Source organism: Dactylosporangium sp. NPDC000244 (assembly GCF_040300725.1).
In the GTDB taxonomy this organism is placed as follows: domain Bacteria; phylum Actinomycetota; class Actinomycetes; order Mycobacteriales; family Micromonosporaceae; genus Dactylosporangium.
The window spans coordinates 64,986-81,951 of record NZ_JBEPEH010000038.1 but is presented as its reverse complement, the minus strand read 5'-3'; the positions used below and the strand labels follow the sequence as shown (position 1 = coordinate 81,951).

The following is a 16,966-nucleotide window of genomic DNA, read 5'->3' as shown; positions in this document are numbered from 1 at the left end:
CGGGCCGGAATGACGTCCGCCAAGGGAGTGCTCACGTGACATCGCTGCGGGACCGGCTCATCGCCAGGCGCCCCGCCGACGACCGCGCCGGCGACCACGAAGTCCGGCACGTCGCCGGCACCGCGCTGGCGCCGCTGTCGGCGTACTGCGACGTGATCAACGCCCACCTCGACGACGTCGTCGGCCACACCGCCGAGGCCGCCGAGTCGATCGTCGCGCAGCTGGTGCGCGTCGACGATCTGGCCGAGCAGACGGCCGGCAAGGTCGGCGGCCTGGCCGAGGCGCTGGAACTGACCCGGCGCCAGGTCGGCGAGGCCGGTGAGGCCAACGCCCGGCTGGTCGACCGGCTCGTGCGGTACTTCATCGAGCGCGACCGCCAGGTGCGCCAGCTCGTCGAGCAGATGCGCGACCTGCGCAGCCACGTCGTGGCCATCGAGGAGGTCGCGCGGGCCACGAACATCCTCGCCCTCAACGCCATGATCGAGGCGGTGCGCGCCGGCGAGGCCGGTCAGGGCTTCGCCGTCGTCGCCGACGAGGTCCGCAAGCTGGCCGAGCGCTCCGCGGGGGCGGCCGGCGGCATCGGGGTGAGCCTCTCCGACCTCACCGCCCGGCTCGACGCGGTGCTGGAGGACGACAGCGGCTTCGACCGGGTCGCCGACGCGCCGGCCGAGAACACCGGAGCGACGAGCGCCATCGCCCGCCGCCTGGCCGAGATCGCCGCGGCGCAGCGGGGCGTCGCCGCCATGATGGAGCAGGCCCTCAACGACACCGTGCAGGCCGCCGACCAGGTCCGCTACAGCTCCGACGCGCTGACCGCCGAGACCACCGGCGCCGTGGGCCACGTGCAGTTCCAGGACATCAGCCGCCAGATGATCGAGCACGTGGTCGGGGCCGTGGCCGACGTGCGGCGGGCCGCCGACGACGTGCACCGGTACCTCAACGACGAACTGCCCGCGCAGGAGGTGCTCGGCCACGTCGTCGACGTCGACGACCTGCGGCACCGGCACGTCATGGCCCAGCAGCGCTCGACGCACGGCGCCGCGGTGGGCGGCGTCGCACACGACGCGGCGGCGGCACCCGCCGCGATCGAGCTGTTCTGAGCCGCCGTTACGGCGTCAGGATCTCGTGCCAGTCGCGGATCTCGTAGGCGGCGACCACACCGTGCACCACGAACGGGTCGCCGGCCACGAACTCCTCGGCGCTCTCGCGCGTGCGGAAGACGGCCATCGAGCCCTGGGCCTGCGGGTCGCCGAACGTGCCGACCATGAGCAGGTCGCCGCGCGCGTGGAAGGCGTCGAGGCGCTGCTTGTGCGCCGGGAAGTGCGCGGGCGCCGTGGCGGCCACGTCCGGCGCCGAGGTGTAGAGCACGACGTACTTCACGCCGCCACCCCCAGCCGCGCCGCGTAGGCATCCAGCGTGCCGGTCCAGGCGCCCGGCTCCTCGAACGTCGCGCGCATCGCGGCCGCGTCGGCGCCGTAGGCCTCGAGGCCGCGGTGCTCGAGCCGGACCCGGGTCTGCCGTTCGGCCTCGGCCACGAACAAGACCTCGATCGTCGTCACGAGGTCGTCGTGGTACTTCCAGTCGGCCCCGATCTGCCAGGTCACCTCGAACCGGCCGGGCGGCTCCCACGCCGTGACGACGCCGGTCGACGTCTGCGAGCCGTCCTGGTGTCTCGTGTACCAGCGGCCGCCGACCCGCGGCTCGATGACGACCTCCTCGATCGGCGCCGACCCGATGTGGTGCCGGGCCGGCCACCAGGAGGTCATGTCCGCCGTGAACACCTCGAACGCCCGCTGGGCGCTGACGCCGACGACGATCTCGCGCCGGATGGGCTGGACGGTCCGCAGCATGTCAGTGCTCCTCCTCCTCCTCGATGGCGAGCCGGTCGCCGAACGCCTGCAGGGCCCGCACCCACACGCCGTCCAGATGCGCCCGCAGCAGCGCGAGGCCCTCGGGGTCGGCCTGGTACAGCCGTCGCGTGCCCTCCTGCCGGTCGAGCACGAGCCCGACGTCCTTGAGCACCCTGAGGTGCTGGGACACCGCGGGGCGGCTGATCGGCAGCGCGTCCGCGAGCTGCCCGACCGGCATCGGCCCGTGCGAGAGCCGGTCGAGGATCGACTGGCGCATCGGGTCGCCGAGCGCGGTGAGCATCGCCGTTATGTTCGTCATGGCGAACGGTAAGCTACCACTTACCAAGTCGGCCCGTCAAACCCCGTTGCGTCCGGGCGCCCGGCCGGGGCACGATGTGCCTGCACACCCGGTGCGCAGGCAACCGTTACTTCCGCTGCTAACGGGGAGACGCGGGCTCGAATCCCGCCACCGCCCTCGGGCGGCGTCGACCAGCGGCCCAGGTCACCTAGGCCGAAAGGCCAGTCACGGCTGCCGCTTCGACCTCGGGGGTGCACCCGGCGGTGCGGTGTAGCGTGACACCGTTACCCTCGCCGGGGGGCGACAGGGAGCCGCCCGCCTGGAGGAATACGAACATGAATGCCAGCCGTCGGGTGCTGCTCGCGGTTCTCGTGTCCAGCTCGCTCGCGTTCACCGCGGCCTGCAGCGACGACAAGGCCGACAAGAGCGACAAGGGCGGCACTCCCGCGGCGAGCGCCAACGCGGCGGCCGAGAACGCGAAGGACCCGCGCACCGCGCTGACCGACGCGTTCAACAAGCTCGCGGGCGGCCCGGCTGGCTACACGACGTCGATCCAGACCCCCGGCAACGCGGGCAGCAAGCTGACCGGCTCGACCGACCCGTCGAAGAAGTCCCACACCGCGAAGATGACGGTGACGTCGGCCGAGCTGCAGACCAACGCCGAGGTCATCATCGTCGGCACCGACGTCTACGTGAAGATCAGCCGCCAGGTGCCGAACGTCGACCCGAAGAAGTGGATGCACGTCGACGGGGCGAAGACCTCGCTGGCCAAGCTCGGCCTGGGCAACCCGGAGGACCCGGCCAACGTGAAGGGCTTCGCCGACGCGATCGTGTCGGCCGAGCGGACCGGGACGGACGCGTACAAGGGCACGTTCGACCTGACCAAGCACCCGCTCCCGACGCTGACGAGCGAGATGGTCAAGCAGATGGGCGACGCCGCGAAGTCCGTGCCCTTCGAGGCGACCGTCAAGGACGGCTACCTGGCCACGCTGTCGTTCAAGACCCCGGCCGTGGGCCGCCAGGTGCCGCCCGTGACGTCGTCGACGACCTTCAGCGACTTCGGCAAGGCCGTGAAGATCGCCAAGCCGGCCGCGAACGAGACCCAGGCCGCCCCGGCGTCGTTCCTGTCGCAGTTCGCCGGATAGCGGGCGCACGCCCCGCCGCGCTGCGGTTGACTGGCAACCGTGGCGACGTTGCGCACGGTCGAGTTCTGGCCGCAGACGGGTTTCGTGGACGCGCCGTGGACCGAGGACCCTGACGAGGACGCCTTCGTGCGCAGCGCCCGCACGATCGGCGAGCTCTACAGCGAGGGCATCCGACCGGGCGGGGTCCGGGCGCGCCACCCGCAGCTGCGGCTGCACTGCTTCCCGCACGAACCCGGCCGTGGCGAGGTGCTGGTGACCGTGTTCACCGAGCCGATGGACGGTTTCGAGATGGCCGGCGTGACCCTGCCCGACGGGGTGGCGGCGTTGTCGAGCACGGCCCGGGCCGCCCTCGTGCTCGACGTCATGCACGCGGCGGCGCTGCGCATGGCGGAGGCACGCGGCTGGGACCCGGCGGCGTTCGCGGCCGCCCGGGCGCACGTCGTGGCGCACGACCTGCGATTCCGGTGGACCGGGACGGCGAAGACCGCTCCCGGGCGCCGGTACACCGCCCGGCCCGTCGGCACCATTACCGACGACGGGCTCGGCCGGGTCGTCGTGGAGATCCGGCGAGTCCCGGACGGCACCCTGGTCGGCACCTCCGCCGAGATCGTGACGCCCGGATCGGAGCGCACCTTCCGGCAGGTCGCGCGCACCCTGCGCTGGCGGGACGGCGGCACCGTCGAGATCAACCCCGGCGAGCGGTGGCACTCGACCACGGTCGAGGAGCCGCCCGCGCTGACCGTCCGCGCCGAGGGCGCCAACTCGCCGGAGTCGGTGCCGCGGATCAGCGTCATCGGCGGGTACTCCGACGATGCCGTACCCGAGACGTACTCGACGGCCCTGTACCTGCTCACCGACGAGCTGCGCGGGCCGCAGTGGACGGCGTGGTGGTCCGCCGCGCCGGACGATGTCCTCGAGATCTCCTACGACCTGATCGCGCAAGGCGCCGCCGGTGTGACCGCCCGCCGCGGCGGCAACAAGCTCCGGATCCGCCTCGACCGGCCGCTCGCGGACATCCTGGCCGCCACCGACCGGGTCGCCCTGGCCCGCGCCGACGTCGAGGCGGTCCTCGCCACGGCCCGGCGCCGCGCCGGACTCGGCCCCTACCCGGAGCTGCCCGACCCGGCCCGGGTGGCCGCCGGGACGACGGAGCGGATCGAGGCCCGCGACGCCCTGATCCGGCGGATGCACGACCTGCTGGACCGCCTGGCCGACCGGCTACCGGCCGCGCTGCTCGCGAGCCTGCGCTCCGAGCTCGACGACGGCCGGACCGGGGACGTGATGTCCGGGCTGCGGAGCTGGCTGGCGCATCTCGGCGTGCCTGTCACCGAGGCGGAACGAGCGGAGTTCGAGGCCCTCGCGGCCACCCGGCAACAGCCGATCGACATGACGTACACGGGAACCACGTGAGATGTATCGGGTCTAGCTTCGCCACCAGCGAAGGCTCGGCGGCTGACCGCCGGGCCGGCTCACCGAGTCGGCGACCCGGTGCGGCCGGCGTCGAGCGCGATGCCGTAGTTCTGGCCCTTCTTGCGCACGATCCAGGTGCCGGAGACCTCGCCGAGCCGCACCGTCACCAGCGGCAGCATCGCCGTGAGATCGGAGATGAACATCGGGTAGTGGTGCCCGTGCTCGTCCCGCCAGATCAGGTACTTCGCGGACCGCCCGGTCCGCATCGAGTCCACGGTCAGCGTCGCGCGGAACGGGTCGTTCGGGCGCATGGTGTACGGCACGCTGTACTCGCCGTCGAGGTATGAGTAGCCGAACCGCTCGTCGACGTAGAACAGGAGGTTCCCGCGCTCGTCGTACGGCACCTCGGTGATGGAGCTCTTGCTTGCCGGCACGGCGGGGAAGCCTACCCGGGCCCCGCCGCCGGGCATTCGGCTGGTTCTCAGGTTCCGCCGGGCACCATGTGGCCGGTCGTCCGAAGACGACGTCACGTGGCGAAAGGACCATCCGCATGGATCGGCGGACCCTCCTGCTCGCGGCCGGCGCCGCGGCCCTGAGCGGCTGCGGCGGCCCCGACCCCGGCCCGGCGGCGGCGCCGGCCCCGGGGCCCAGCGGCCGGGGGAGCGCGAGCGGCCCGGCCCCGAGCGCCGCCGGCCGCCCGTCGCCGAAGGCCCTGCCCGCCGAGGTCGGCAGCGGGCCCCGGGACGTGCCCGCGGTCGCGCTGACGTTTCACGGGCAGGGGGAGCCGGGGGTGGTCGGCGGGCTGCTCGACGCGCTGGCCGCCGAGCACGTCAAGGTCACCGTCCTGGCCGTCGGGGCCTGGGTGCACCAGCAGCCCGCGCTGGCCCGCCGGGTGCTCGCCGACGGCCACGAGCTCGGCAACCACACCCTGAACCACGCGGACATCAAGGCGATGAGCGACGACCGGGCGTACGCCGAAATCTCCGGCTGCGCGGAGGCCCTGCGCGAGGTCAGCGGCTCGATCGGGCGCTGGTTCCGGCCCTCGCAGACGCAGCACAGCACCCCGCGGATCCAGGCCCAGGCCGAGCGGGCGGGATACGCCACCTGCCTGTCGTACGACGTCGACTCCCTCGACTACACGGACCCCGGCGCGGACAAGGTCGTGCGGGCCACCCTCGACAACGTGCGCAACGGCTCGATCGTCAGCCTGCACTTCGGGCACGCGGGCACGGTCACCGCGATCCCGAAGCTCCTTGCCGGCCTGCGCGAACGCGGCCTGCGCCCGGTCACGGCCACGGAGCTGCTCGCATGACCGCCCGTCTCGTCACCGGTCGCATCATCGCCGTTTCGGTACTGCTCGGAGCCCTCGTCGCCGCCTGCTCCTCGACCAACAGCCAGGACGAGCACCCGGCCGGCCCGGGCGACGACAACGCCCCCGCCAACATGGCCGGCATGCCGGGCATGAGCGGCGGCCCGCAGCCCAGCGGCAGCGCCGCCACCAGCCCGGGCCCCGGCCTGCCGGGCATGCCGCCGCTGCTCGACCCGCACGACGTCTACGCCGCCGACCGCCCCAACGCGTTCGCCGAGCGGGTCCGCAACGACCCAGCCCGCATCTACGTGCCCAACCTCGGCAGCAACACCGTGTCGATCATCGACCCGGCGACGTTCAAGGTCACCCAGACCGTCAAGGTCGGCGGCGGCCCGCAGCACGTGGTCCCGTCGTGGGACCTGCGCACCCTGTGGGTCAACGACAACACCGGCAACTCGCTCGTGCCGATCGACCCGGCGACGGGCACGTTCGGCAAGGCGATCCCGGTCGACGACCCGTACAACCTGTACTTCACCCCGGACGGCAAGTACGCGATGGTCATGTCCGAGGCGCGGCACAAGATCGTGTTCCGCGACCCGCACACGATGGCGATCGTGCGCGAGCTGACCGTGAACTGCTCGGGCGTGAACCACGCCGACTTCTCGCCGGACGGCCGCTACTTCATCGCCACGTGCGAGTTCTCCGGCGACCTGATCAAGGTCGACGTCGCCAAGCAGGAGGTCATCGGCCAGCTGCACCTGCCCGGCGACCACGCCATGCCGCAGGACGTCAAGATCTCGCCGGACGGCGGCACCTGGTATGTCGCCGACATGCACACCTCCGGCGTGTGGGTCCTCGACGGCGACCAGTTCAAGGTGCGCACCTTCCTGGCCACCGGGGCCGGCGCGCACGGGCTGTACGTGAGCCGCGACTCGAAGTACCTCTACATCGCCAACCGCGGCGAGGGCTCCGTCTCGCTGCTGGACTTCGCGACCGGCACGCTGGCCGCGAAGTGGAAGATCCCGGGCGGGGGCAGCCCCGACATGGGCGGCGTGTCGGCCGACGGCACCGTGCTGTGGCTGTCGGGCCGGTACAACGGCGAGGTCTACGCGATGTCCACCACCGACGGCCACCTGCTGGCGCGGATCAAGGTCGGCACCCAGCCGCACGGCCTGTGCATCTGGCCCCAGCCCGGCCGCTACTCCCTGGGCCACACCGGCATCCTGCGCTGAACCCGTCCGTCCGGCGGACCGCTGAGGTCAGACGTGCGGGAGCAGGTCCTGGTGGCCGACGACGCCGAGGAGCTCGAGCTGCTCGGCGGCGTCGGTGCCGACCGCCGGGGCGAACCACAGCAGGCGCTGGCGGCCGTCCTCGGAGAACAGGTTCAGGCAGTTGACCTCGATGGTGCCGAGCGTGGCGTGGACGATCCGCTTGCGCTCGTCGCGGCGCACCGCGACCTCCCGCTGCTGCCACCGGTCGGCGAACTCGGGCGAGCGGTCCAGCAGCGCGGCCACCAGGTCCTGGGCCTCCCGGTCGCGGCTGTCCCGCCGGGCCACGGCCGCGCGCAGGTCGGCGGTGAACGAGCGGGACTGGTAGTCGTGGTCCTGCTGCGGGTACAACTCCCGGGAAACCGGATCCGTGAACCACCGGAACACGAAGCTGCGGCTCGGGCCCTCGAAGTGCAGCTGATCGCCCAGCAGCGCCGTCGCGAGGCGGTTCTGCACGAGGGTGACGTGCAGGTCCGTGATGACCTGCGCGGGCGTGGTGGTGAGCCGGTCGAGCAGGTCGAGCATGCCCGGGTGCACGTGGGAGGCGGGGCCGCCCGGCACCGGGATCGGGCGCCCGGCGAGGTGGTACAGGTGGTCGCGCTCGTCGATCGTCAGCCGCAGCGCCCGCGCCAGGGCGGCGAGCATCTGCTCCGAGGGCTGGGCGCCGGCGCCGCGTTCGAGCTCGATGTAGTACTCCACCGAGGCCCCGGCCAGCAGCGCCACCTCGTCGCGGCGCAGCCCGGGCACCCGCCGCCGCGGCCCGGCCGGCAGCCCGACGTCGGCGGGGCGGATGCGATCACGGCGCGACCTGAGGAACGCGCCCAGCTCAGCCAGGTCCATGATTCCAGTGTCTCCCGCGGACCGGCCGCGAGACAGGGGATGGCGTCCCCCCGGTAGATGCCGTCTGTATCCCGGCCCGCCCGGCGCCCACAGTGGTGCCCATGACCACTACGACAACCGGCCGCGTCGCCGTCGTCACCGGCGGCTCCCGCGGCATCGGCCGGGCGGCGGCCGTCCGCCTCGCCGCCGACGGGCTGAAGATCGTCGTCGCCTACGCCGGCAACCACGCCGAGGCCGCGACGACCGTCAAGGAGATCGAGGCGGCCGGCGGCGAGGCGATCGCCGTGCAGGCCGACGTCGCCGACGAGACCGCCGTGGCCGCGCTGTTCGACCGGGCCGAGGCGGACTTCGGCGGCGTGGACGTCGTCGTGCACGCCGCCGGCCGCATGCACCTGCAGACCATCGCCGAGCTCGACCTCGCCGAGTTCGACCGGCTGCACCGCACCAACGTCCGCGGCACCGTGGTCGTCGACCAGCAGGCCGCGCGCCGCGTCCGCCCCGGCGGCGCGATCATCCAGTTCTCGACGTCCATCATCGGGCTGCAGTTTCCGTCGTACGGCCCATACGCCGCGACCAAGGGCGCCGTCGAGGCGATGACGCTGATCCTGGCCCGGGAGCTGCGCGGCCGCGACGTCACCGTGAACACCGTCGCGCCCGGCCCGACCGCGACCGCCCTGTTCCTCGACGGCAAGGACGAGGCCACGATCCAGCGCCTCGCCCAGCAGCCGCCGCTGGAGCGCCTCGGCACGCCCGAGGACATCGCCGCCGTCGTGGCGTTCCTGGCCTCGCCGGCCGGCCACTGGGTCAACGGCCAGACCATCCGCGCCAACGGCGGCATCGTCTAGCTCTGAAGGGAATTCGTCATGCCATTCGCGAACTTCAAGGTGCCGGCGGGCACGTTGTCCGACGAGCAGAAGCAGCACATCGTGAACACCGCGACGGACCTGTACGTCCAGCTGTACGGCGAGATCGCCCGCCCGAACACCCTGATCCTCGTCGACGAGGTGCCCGACGGCGGCTGGGGCATCGGCGGCCGCGTCCTGACCGCGGCAATGATCAACGGCGACGCGTCCTGATCCAATCGCGCTCGCCGACGGCGTCCGGCCGCTGGTGACGGCCGCGGCCCCCGAAGCTCTGCGACAGTGCGTGATCGTGATTCGGTCCACCGCCGACCCGCCACCGGTGACGCAAACGCCCGGTCATGATCGCCGCGGACCTGGCCCTGTGGAACGACCTGACGATGCCCGCCGCGCAGTACTGGCAGGAGCGCTCGCGCCTACCTTGGAGCTAGGGCCTTGGCCGGGGTCAGCACCTCCACGCCGTTCGCCTTGAGGGCGTCCCGCAGGTCGGACGGCGGCGCGGTGTCGGTGATCAGGTAATCGGCGGCCGCGAGCTCCGACACCTGGGCGAACAGGCGGCGGCCGAACTTGGAGGAGTCGGCGAGAATCGCCACGCGGGCCGCGCGGGAGATCATCTCCTGCATCATCGCGGCCTCGGCGAGGTTGCTTGTCGTGTAGCCGGCGTCGGCGGCGACCGCGCCGACGCCGATCAGCGCCAGATCGCAGCTGATGTCCAGCTCGGCGCCGGCGGTCGCGCGGAAGCTGACGGGGCCGATCGTGGCGAGGGTGAGCGCGCGCACCGCGCCGCCGAAGACGTAGATGTCGCGGATCGCCGTGGACGGGAGCGCACCCGGCACCAGCAGGTTGTTCGTCGCCACCGTCAGGTCGCGGTGCTGGACGAGGTTGCGGGCGAGCGCGAGCGTCGTCGTCCCGCCGTTGATCATGATGGTCGAGCCGTCCTGGACCAGCGCCGCGGCCAGCGCCGCGATCTTCTCCTTCTCCTGCTCCTGCACGGTGAGCCGCTGGTCGACGGTGCGGTCGACGCGCGAGACCGTGGACAGGCTGACGGCGCCGCCGTACGTGCGCACGAGGATCCCGTCGGCAGACAGCTGGTCGAGATCGCGCCGCACGGTGTCAATGGAGACGCCGAAGCGCTCGGCCAGCTCGCCCACCGTGACCTGACCCGCGTCGGCGACGTACGCGGCCAGCTGAGCCTTGCGCCCCGCAGGTAGATGACGCTGCCGCTCGTCCTTGCCAACGCTCACAGTTCCCCCCTCGTCAGTGCGGGAGTATGCCACATCTGCGGGTCTACTGAGGACATCCGCGCACGGACCCGCGAAGACGTGCAAGGACGGGCAGATCCGGCCAAACCCTGGTGGTGGCTGGGGAAAGTGCAGCCAGGAGCGCGGTTGCCGAGTGCCAGATTCTGCCTCATGGCGCAATAGTCTGCCATAGTTCGCAGCTTCCTGCGGTTCTTCTCTTGTCCTGATCTGTAACACGCTGCTAACGTGACGCCAACGCGGCATAGAACAGAAGGAACTCGATATAGGAGGAGCGCGCCATGGTGTTACGCACATCCCGGCTGAAGCGGGCGTTAGGAGCGGTGACGGCGGCCGCGCTGGTGGCGTTCGTGGGGGCGTGTGGCTCGAGCAACTCGAGCGACACCGCCTCGGGTGGCAACGTGACGCTGGAGTTCGCCCAGTGGTGGGGGGCCGAGCTTCCGTCCGGTGAGTTCGACAAGATCATCAATGACTTCACGGCGCAGAACCCGAACATCCACATCAAGCTGCTGAGCGCTCCGTACGCCTCGACGAAGCAGCAGCTGATCACCGGCGCCGCGTCCAAGACCCTCCCCGACGTCGTGGGCCTGGACGGCGCCTGGGTCAACGACTTCGCCAAGCAGGGCGCGATCGCCGACATGTCGAAGCTGATGTCGGACTCGAGCTACGACGCCAGTCAGCTCGCCAGCCAGGTGCAGGTCAAGGGCAAGACCTACATGATCCCGGTGGTCAACTTCGTCTACCCGCTCTTCGTCAACAAGGACTTGCTGGCCAAGGCCGGCGTCGCCACCGTGCCCGCCACGCGCACCGAGTTCCTCGACGCCGCGAAGAAGATCAGCGCGACCGGCGGCGACGTGAAGGGCTGGGCGCTCCCGCTCGACACGGCCGTGCCCAACGGCATCCAGAACGACGTCATGTCCTGGCTCTGGGCCTCCGGCGGCAGCATGCTCAAGGACGGGAAGCCCGATCTGACCAGCGCGCAGGTCAAGAGCACGGTCAACTACGTGAAGAGCCTGAACGACGCGGGCGTCATCGCCCCGGGCTCGCTCACCATGAAAGAGCAGGACAAGGTCGAGAAGTTCACCAACGGCCAGGTCGGCATGATGATCGACTCGCTCGCGCACATCAACCTGATCAAGAAGAACAAGCCGGACCTGAAGTTCGAGGTTGCGGCCCTGCCGGCCGAGGACGGCTACACCGGCAAGCGCGGCATCCCGTACGCCTCGTGGGGCATCGGCATCTCCAACTCCACCAAGCACAAGGCCGAGGCGTTCAAGTTCGTCTCGTACCTGATGAGCAAGGAGACCAACGCGAAGCTGAGCACGATCGCGAACGGTTTCCCGGGCAACAAGAACGCCACGCCCGACTTCAGCAACAGTGACCCGATGTTCAAGACGGCCTTCGACATCTACCAGCAGGGCTACCCGGCCAACGAGTTCGTCGGCCTGCCCAAGTCCGAAGACCTGATGCGCACCTTCGACGAGCAGCTCCAGCTCGTGCTGACCGGCAAGTCGACGGTCGACGAGGCGCTGAACAAGTCGCAGCAGTCCTGGTCCTCGGTGATCGAGTAGCCCGCCCGGGCGCCGCGCCGGTCCGCCGGCGCGGCGCCTGTTCTAGGAGACAGCGATGACATCCATGACGGCACCGAAAACTGCGGCGCCCAGCAAGGGGCAGGTCTCGCCCGGCCGGAAGCGCTCCGCGATGGCCCGGCGCCTGATCCCGTACGGCTATCTGACTCCCACGGCGCTGTTGATCGTGGTTTTGATGGTGGTCCCCATCGTCATGGTGATCAGTTACTCGTTCCGGGACAACGTGATCATTCAGGACGACTCGGTGCTCACCGGGTTCGCCAACTACACCAAGGTGCTCACCGACCCGGACTTCCTGACGGCGCTGAAGAACACCGCCATCTTCATCACCGTCAGCGCCGTGGCCCACCTGGTCCTCGGCCTGGGCTTCGCGATGATGCTCAACACCCAGCTGCTGGGCGGCGTCACCAAGGCCATCTTCCGGATCGTCTACATCCTGCCCTGGCTGTTCACGATCGCGGTGATCGCCGTCATCTGGCGGCTGCTGCTCGACCCGTCCGGCGTGATCAACTACGTGCTGCACACGCTGGGCGTCATCCAGCACGGCGTGGACTGGCTCGGCAGCCCGACCAAGGCGCTCTGGGCGGTCACCTTCGTCAACGTCTGGTCCGGCTACCCGTTCTTCATGATCAGCCTGCTCGCCGGGCTGCAGGGCATCCCCGGCGAGCTCTACGAGGCGGCCGCCGTGGACGGGACCAACTGGTGGCAGCGCTTCGTGCACGTGACGCTGCCGCAGCTGCGGCCGGTGATCATCAGCATGGCGGTGCTCGACCTGATCTGGACGTCCCAGCAGTTCGCGCTGATCTGGATGATGACCGGCGGCGGGCCGCTGCACGCCACCGAGATGCTCAGCACCTACACCTACAAGCAGGCCTTCAGCGAGTACGAGTTCTCGACCGCGTCCGCCGCCGCCGTGATCGTGCTGTTGCTGACGATGGTCCTGGCCTTCTTTTATGTGCGCCAGCAAAGGGAGCGGTGAGACGCATGGCCATGAACGTCAAGACCCGTCGCACCCTCGCCAAGGCCGGCGTCATCGTCGGGCTCGTCCTCGGCGGGCTGTTCGCCGGTCTGCCGGTCCTGTGGATGCTCTCGACCTCGTTCAAGAGCAACGGTGAGGTGTTCCAGAATCCGCCGCAGCTGATCACCAAGAGCTTCTCGCTCGACGCCTACCGGGAGATTCTGGGCAACGGCGCTCAGCTGCGCTTCTTCCTCAACAGCTACATCGTCGCCTTCGCGGTGACCATCCTGACGCTGCTGGTGGCCCTCCTGGCCGGGTTCGCGTTCAGCCGCTACTCGTTCCCGTTCCAGAAGACCATCAACGCCGTGATCGTGAGCGTCCAGGCCGTGCCGCCGATCACGCTCGTCATTCCGTACTTCGGGCTCGTCGTCGGGCTCGGCCTGTACAACACGTATCCCGGCCTGATCCTCACGCACATGGTGTTCACGCTGCCGTACGCGATCATCATGATCACGGCGTATTTCAACACGATGCCCCGGGCGCTGGACGAGTCCGTCAAGGTCGACGGCGGCACCAGCTGGACCGCGCTCTGGCGGATCCTGGTGCCGATCTCGGTGCCCGGCCTGATCGCGGTCGGCGTCTACACGTTCATGATCTCGTGGAACGAGTATCTGTTCGCGCTCACGCTGACCCGCACGGACAACATGCGCACCGTGCCGATCGGCATCCAGATGCTCATGGGCCAGCACTCGTACGAGTGGAACCAGATGATGGCGATGAGCATCCTCGGGTCGATTCCGGTGCTCGTCCTCTTCCTGCTGTTCCAGCGGCGGTTCATCGGCGGGCTCACCGCCGGCGCCGTCAAGGCCTGAAACACCGGCAACGCAAAAGGAGAAAGACAGAACATGCTGACCACCGGCAAGGCGATCCTGGACGTCGCCAACGAGCACAGCTTCGCCGTGCCCGCTTTCAATATCAGCGACTGGGCGATGTTCCGGGGCATCGTGGAGATCAGCGAGGAGACCAACGCCCCCCTTATCGTCGGGATCCACCCCGACGAGGTTCGGCACATCGGCCGCGAGATGATCGCGGGCATCATCGAGCGGTCGCACAACTCCAGCGTCCCGATCGCGATCCACTGGGACCACGGCGCCACCTACGAGCAGGTCCTGCAGGCGGTCCAGTACGGCTTCACGTCCGTGATGATCGACGCCTCGCTGAAGCCGTTCGAGGAGAACATCGCGATCACCAAGAAGGTGACCGACTCCGCGCACGTCATCGGCGTGTCTGTGGAGGGCGAGCTCGGCACGATCGGCGGGAACGACGCCTACGCCGAGGGCGGCGCCGCCGAGATCATCTACACCGACCCGGACGACGCGGTCACGTTCGTCGCGCAGACCGGCGTGGACAGCCTCGCCGTGGCGATCGGCACGTTCCACGGTATGTACCCGGCCCACCTCAAGCCGGAGCTGAAGCTCGACCTGCTCAAGGAGATCAAGAGCAAGGTCGGGATCCCGTTGGTGCTGCACGGCGGCTCGGGCAACCCGGACGACGAGATCCGCGAGGCCGCGCGGATCGGCATCAACAAGATCAACATCTCCACCGACATCAAGGTCGCCTACCACGACAAGATGCGCGAGGTGCTGGGCAGCGACAAGAAGGTGCGCGAGCCGAACGCCATCCAGCCCGCGTGCATCGACGCCATGAAGGTCGTCGCCGCCCAGAAGATCGAGCTGTTCGGCGCCGCCGGCAAGGCCTCGCTCTACTGACATGGCAGACGCGTCCCGTGTAGTCCTGGGCCTCGGCGGTTGCGTCGACTACGAGTTGAAGCTGACCGCCGGCGTCCTGGAAGAGCTAGTCGCCGAGTACGGCCTCGTCGCCGCGGAACTGACGTCGCCGGCCGCCGTGACCAGTGAGCGGGACCTCCTGGTGTCGATCCTCGGATACGTGGCCCGGGGCGCGGGCGGCGAGCACTTCGTCGCCTCCGCCCCGGCGCTGTCGGCCTTCGCGAACAGGTTTCCGCATCGGGAGACCCTGGGCGGCACCTCGGTGCGAGCCGGGATCCTGATGAGCCGGCTCGGTGTGCCGTCGACGCTGCACCTGGTCAGCGTCAACGACACCTTCCGCCGGCTGCTGCCGGCGGACAGCGAATACATCACCAGCGGCAGCGGAGACACCTTCTATCCGCACCTGATCGTGCAGTACGACAAGGGCCTGCGGGTCCGGGCGAACGACATCGACATCGTCGCGCCGTTCCCCAACCGCCTGATCTACGTCAACGACCCGGCGAACAGCACCATGCTGCTCACCGATGGTCTCGGCGACCGGCTGGGCCGGGCGGAGGTCTTCCTGATCTCCGGGTTCAACGCCATGCGCGACGAGGCGGAGCTCGACGAGCGGCTCGCCTCCCTCAAGGAGCACATGCGGCGGCTGCCGCCCGGTGCGGTGACGTACTTCGAGGACGCGGCATACCATGAGCCCGCCTTCAGCCGCCGGGTCCGGGAGGCGCTGCTGCCCGAGATCGACGTGTACGGCATGAACGAGGACGAGCTGCAGTCGTACCTCGGGCGCCAGGTCGACCTGCTTTCGGCCGAGGACGTCGCGGATGCGCTCACTGCGGTGCACAGGCTCATCTCGGTGCCTACGCTGGTACTGCACACGAAGTACTGGGCCCTGGCGCTCGGCCCCGGCGAGTACGCCGGCGCCCTCGACAACGGCACGCTCATGGCCGCCACCCGCTACTGCCACGGCGACGACTTCACCGACGAGGACGTCGAGCGCCTGCGCCGGCGGCCGCGGCGGCCCGAGTCCGTCGTCTTCGCGGCGGCGCTGCGCGCGCGGATGGGCGAGGTCGTCGACTGCGTTCCCGGCTTCGAGCTCGACGTCCAGAACCCCACCACCGTCGGACTCGGCGACACGTTCGTCGGCGGCTTCCTCGCCGAGCTGGCTCTGAAGGGACACCGATGACCGTCGAGACACTGCTCGCCAACCAGCCCGAGACGTTCTACCGCGGCGCCGGCCGCATCGCCGAGTTCCGCAACGTGCCGGCGCTGCCCGACCGCCCCGAGGACTGGGTGGGCTCGGTGACCAGCCGGTTCGGGCTCGCCCCGTCCGGGCTCTCCACCCTCGCCGACGGCCGCCTTCTGGCCGAGGCCATCGCCGCGGACCCGCGCTGGTGGCTCGGCCCGCAGCGCGCCGACACCGGCGTGCTGGTGAAGCTGCTCGACGCGGGCCAGCGGCTGCCGCTGCACGTGCACCCGGACCGCAGCTTCGCCAACGCGCACCTCGCCACGCCCTACGGCAAGACCGAGGCCTGGGTGATCGTCTCCGCGCGACCCGACGCCTACGTCCACCTGGGCTTCGCCCGCGACGTGGATGCCGCCGAGCTGGCCGGCTGGGTGCGGGGGCAGAAGACCGAGGAGATGCTCGCCGCCACCAACAAGGTCCCGGTCGCGACCGGCGACGCGATCCTCTGCCCGGCCGGCGTGCCGCACGCGATCGGCGACGGCATCCTGCTGGTCGAGGTCCAGGAGCCGACCGACTTCTCGGTCCTGCTGGAGTACGAGGGCTTCGGCACCGCCGACGGCCACCTCGGCCTCGGCTACGACCTGGCCCTGCAGTGCGTCGACCGCGGCGCCTGGACGCCGTCGCGCCTCGACGGGCTCCGCGGCACCGCGACCCGGCTCCTGCCCGAGGCCGCGGACGAGTTCTTCGCCGCCCGCCGCCTGCGCGGCGGCGACCGCGTGGCACAAGGCTTCAGCGTGCTGGTCGTGGTCTCCGGCGAGGGCAGGCTGACCGGCGAGCAGGACGACCTGCCGGTGCGGCGAGGAGACACGCTGCTGGTGCCCTACGCCGCCGGCCCACTCCTGCTGGAGGGCCCGGTCGAGGCCATCCGCCTCGCGGCGTCCGCCTGACGCCGCGCCTATCGTCGCTGCGCGACCACCGGGACCCCGGGCCCGGCCGCTATCGAGCCCGTGGACGGTCCTCGCCGACCCGGAAGGCAACGAGTTCTGCCTCCTCGCGCCAGGCTGACTGTTCGCCGATGCAACGACAGTCCTGGGGCGGGCGTTGCGGGGGCGCCGGTGCTGCCATGCGTGCGGGATCGGTCGATCGGTCAGGGTTGAGAAGTTACGGCATCGATCGATGGATTGTCCGGCGCGCCGGGTGAGGTGCGGCCGCT

19 protein-coding genes are annotated in these 16,966 nt (G+C 70.4%); 13 read left to right on the top strand and 6 right to left on the bottom strand.

Annotation, left to right across the window (positions count from 1 at the left end):
• Positions 1–35: 35 nt before the first annotated feature.
• On the top strand, positions 36–1,100 hold the full coding sequence (locus tag ABT369_RS42820) for a methyl-accepting chemotaxis protein (RefSeq protein WP_350621585.1): 1,065 nt from the start codon (positions 36–38) through the stop codon (positions 1,098–1,100).
• Positions 1,101–1,107: 7 nt separating this feature from the next.
• Here the strand turns inward: ABT369_RS42820 and ABT369_RS42815 are convergent, their stop codons facing one another.
• Genes ABT369_RS42815 through ABT369_RS42805 form a run of 3 tightly spaced genes read right to left on the bottom strand, consistent with a single transcriptional unit; the run spans position 1,108 to position 2,169 of the window.
• On the bottom strand, positions 1,108–1,380 hold the full coding sequence (locus tag ABT369_RS42815) for a YciI family protein (protein ID WP_350621582.1): 273 nt from the start codon (positions 1,378–1,380) through the stop codon (positions 1,108–1,110).
• The gene (locus ABT369_RS42810) at positions 1,377–1,850 is read right to left on the bottom strand and encodes an SRPBCC family protein (RefSeq protein WP_350621579.1); all 474 of its coding nucleotides are present in this window, start codon (positions 1,848–1,850) and stop codon (positions 1,377–1,379) included. Before ABT369_RS42810 ends, ABT369_RS42815 begins: the two co-directional genes overlap by 4 nt.
• A 1-nt stretch (position 1,851) precedes the next feature.
• Positions 1,852–2,169 (bottom strand): ArsR/SmtB family transcription factor, encoded by a 318-nt coding sequence (locus tag ABT369_RS42805; protein WP_350621576.1) that lies wholly within the window; start codon positions 2,167–2,169, stop codon positions 1,852–1,854.
• Between the two features lie 314 nt (positions 2,170–2,483).
• Between ABT369_RS42805 and ABT369_RS42800 the strand changes: the two genes are divergently transcribed.
• Both ABT369_RS42800 and ABT369_RS42795 read left to right on the top strand, forming a co-directional pair.
• Positions 2,484–3,293 carry a hypothetical protein gene (locus ABT369_RS42800; protein ID WP_350621574.1) on the top strand — a complete coding sequence of 270 codons (810 nt, stop codon included), beginning with the start codon at positions 2,484–2,486 and terminating at the stop codon, positions 3,291–3,293.
• Positions 3,294–3,332: 39 nt separating this feature from the next.
• A complete protein-coding gene (locus tag ABT369_RS42795; RefSeq protein WP_350621572.1) occupies positions 3,333–4,703 on the top strand; it encodes a hypothetical protein in 1,371 nt (456 codons plus the stop codon).
• A gap of 59 nt (positions 4,704–4,762) precedes the next feature.
• Here the strand turns inward: ABT369_RS42795 and ABT369_RS42790 are convergent, their stop codons facing one another.
• Positions 4,763–5,137: a hypothetical protein gene (locus ABT369_RS42790; protein WP_350621570.1), complete on the bottom strand. Its 375-nt coding sequence runs from the start codon at positions 5,135–5,137 to the stop codon at positions 4,763–4,765.
• A 116-nt stretch (positions 5,138–5,253) separates the two neighbouring features.
• On the opposite strand from ABT369_RS42790, the gene ABT369_RS42785 reads away from it, so the two are divergent.
• Positions 5,254–6,015 carry a polysaccharide deacetylase family protein gene (locus ABT369_RS42785; protein ID WP_350621568.1) on the top strand — a complete coding sequence of 254 codons (762 nt, stop codon included), beginning with the start codon at positions 5,254–5,256 and terminating at the stop codon, positions 6,013–6,015.
• Positions 6,012–7,244 (top strand): YncE family protein, encoded by a 1,233-nt coding sequence (locus ABT369_RS42780; RefSeq protein ID WP_350621565.1) that lies wholly within the window; start codon positions 6,012–6,014, stop codon positions 7,242–7,244. Before ABT369_RS42785 ends, ABT369_RS42780 begins: the two co-directional genes overlap by 4 nt.
• Positions 7,245–7,271: 27 nt before the next feature.
• Here the strand turns inward: ABT369_RS42780 and ABT369_RS42775 are convergent, their stop codons facing one another.
• Positions 7,272–8,120 carry an MmyB family transcriptional regulator gene (locus tag ABT369_RS42775; protein WP_350621563.1) on the bottom strand — a complete coding sequence of 283 codons (849 nt, stop codon included), beginning with the start codon at positions 8,118–8,120 and terminating at the stop codon, positions 7,272–7,274.
• 101 nt (positions 8,121–8,221) lie between these two features.
• Between ABT369_RS42775 and ABT369_RS42770 the strand changes: the two genes are divergently transcribed.
• Both ABT369_RS42770 and ABT369_RS42765 read left to right on the top strand, forming a co-directional pair.
• Positions 8,222–8,965 carry an SDR family oxidoreductase gene (locus tag ABT369_RS42770; protein ID WP_350621562.1) on the top strand — a complete coding sequence of 248 codons (744 nt, stop codon included), beginning with the start codon at positions 8,222–8,224 and terminating at the stop codon, positions 8,963–8,965.
• A gap of 18 nt (positions 8,966–8,983) precedes the next feature.
• Positions 8,984–9,196 carry a tautomerase family protein gene (locus ABT369_RS42765; protein ID WP_350621560.1) on the top strand — a complete coding sequence of 71 codons (213 nt, stop codon included), beginning with the start codon at positions 8,984–8,986 and terminating at the stop codon, positions 9,194–9,196.
• A 200-nt stretch (positions 9,197–9,396) separates the two neighbouring features.
• Here the strand turns inward: ABT369_RS42765 and ABT369_RS42760 are convergent, their stop codons facing one another.
• Positions 9,397–10,224, bottom strand: a complete 828-nt coding sequence (locus ABT369_RS42760) for a DeoR/GlpR family DNA-binding transcription regulator (RefSeq protein ID WP_350621558.1) — start codon at positions 10,222–10,224, stop codon at positions 9,397–9,399.
• A 296-nt stretch (positions 10,225–10,520) separates the two neighbouring features.
• Here ABT369_RS42760 and ABT369_RS42755 point away from each other — a divergent pair, with 296 nt between their 5' ends.
• The 6 genes from ABT369_RS42755 (at position 10,521) to ABT369_RS42730 (ending at position 16,700) form a co-directional block, all read left to right on the top strand.
• Positions 10,521–11,810 (top strand): ABC transporter substrate-binding protein, encoded by a 1,290-nt coding sequence (locus ABT369_RS42755; protein ID WP_350621555.1) that lies wholly within the window; start codon positions 10,521–10,523, stop codon positions 11,808–11,810.
• 64 nt (positions 11,811–11,874) lie between these two features.
• Complete coding sequence (locus tag ABT369_RS42750) at positions 11,875–12,807, top strand: carbohydrate ABC transporter permease (RefSeq protein ID WP_350621554.1); 933 nt, start codon at positions 11,875–11,877, stop codon at positions 12,805–12,807.
• A 5-nt stretch (positions 12,808–12,812) separates the two neighbouring features.
• The gene (locus ABT369_RS42745) at positions 12,813–13,658 is read left to right on the top strand and encodes a carbohydrate ABC transporter permease (protein WP_350621552.1); all 846 of its coding nucleotides are present in this window, start codon (positions 12,813–12,815) and stop codon (positions 13,656–13,658) included.
• 33 nt (positions 13,659–13,691) lie between these two features.
• Positions 13,692–14,555, top strand: coding sequence for a ketose-bisphosphate aldolase (locus ABT369_RS42740; RefSeq protein ID WP_350621550.1), 864 nt, complete (start codon positions 13,692–13,694; stop codon positions 14,553–14,555).
• A 1-nt stretch (position 14,556) separates the two neighbouring features.
• Positions 14,557–15,753: an ADP-dependent glucokinase/phosphofructokinase gene (locus tag ABT369_RS42735; protein ID WP_350621548.1), complete on the top strand. Its 1,197-nt coding sequence runs from the start codon at positions 14,557–14,559 to the stop codon at positions 15,751–15,753.
• Positions 15,750–16,700, top strand: a complete 951-nt coding sequence (locus ABT369_RS42730; protein ID WP_350621546.1) for a class I mannose-6-phosphate isomerase — start codon at positions 15,750–15,752, stop codon at positions 16,698–16,700. Before ABT369_RS42735 ends, ABT369_RS42730 begins: the two co-directional genes overlap by 4 nt.
• The last annotated feature ends 266 nt before the right edge of the window (positions 16,701–16,966 follow it).

Excerpts from the sequence above, each read along its gene's own strand:
- ABT369_RS42740 (WP_350621550.1), top strand. The coding sequence starts at position 13,692 with ATGCTGACCACCGGCAAGGCGATCCTGGACGTCGCCAACGAGCACAGC.
- ABT369_RS42800 (WP_350621574.1), top strand. The coding sequence starts at position 2,484 with ATGAATGCCAGCCGTCGGGTGCTGCTCGCGGTTCTCGTGTCCAGCTCG.
- ABT369_RS42755 (WP_350621555.1), top strand. The coding sequence starts at position 10,521 with ATGGTGTTACGCACATCCCGGCTGAAGCGGGCGTTAGGAGCGGTGACG.
- ABT369_RS42805 (WP_350621576.1), bottom strand. The coding sequence starts at position 2,169 with ATGACGAACATAACGGCGATGCTCACCGCGCTCGGCGACCCGATGCGC.
- ABT369_RS42765 (WP_350621560.1), top strand. The coding sequence starts at position 8,984 with ATGCCATTCGCGAACTTCAAGGTGCCGGCGGGCACGTTGTCCGACGAG.
- ABT369_RS42810 (WP_350621579.1), bottom strand. The coding sequence starts at position 1,850 with ATGCTGCGGACCGTCCAGCCCATCCGGCGCGAGATCGTCGTCGGCGTC.
- ABT369_RS42730 (WP_350621546.1), top strand. The coding sequence starts at position 15,750 with ATGACCGTCGAGACACTGCTCGCCAACCAGCCCGAGACGTTCTACCGC.
- ABT369_RS42735 (WP_350621548.1), top strand. The coding sequence starts at position 14,557 with ATGGCAGACGCGTCCCGTGTAGTCCTGGGCCTCGGCGGTTGCGTCGAC.
- ABT369_RS42775 (WP_350621563.1), bottom strand. The coding sequence starts at position 8,120 with ATGGACCTGGCTGAGCTGGGCGCGTTCCTCAGGTCGCGCCGTGATCGC.
- ABT369_RS42780 (WP_350621565.1), top strand. The coding sequence starts at position 6,012 with ATGACCGCCCGTCTCGTCACCGGTCGCATCATCGCCGTTTCGGTACTG.
- ABT369_RS42770 (WP_350621562.1), top strand. The coding sequence starts at position 8,222 with ATGACCACTACGACAACCGGCCGCGTCGCCGTCGTCACCGGCGGCTCC.
- ABT369_RS42750 (WP_350621554.1), top strand. The coding sequence starts at position 11,875 with ATGACGGCACCGAAAACTGCGGCGCCCAGCAAGGGGCAGGTCTCGCCC.
- ABT369_RS42745 (WP_350621552.1), top strand. The coding sequence starts at position 12,813 with ATGGCCATGAACGTCAAGACCCGTCGCACCCTCGCCAAGGCCGGCGTC.
- ABT369_RS42785 (WP_350621568.1), top strand. The coding sequence starts at position 5,254 with ATGGATCGGCGGACCCTCCTGCTCGCGGCCGGCGCCGCGGCCCTGAGC.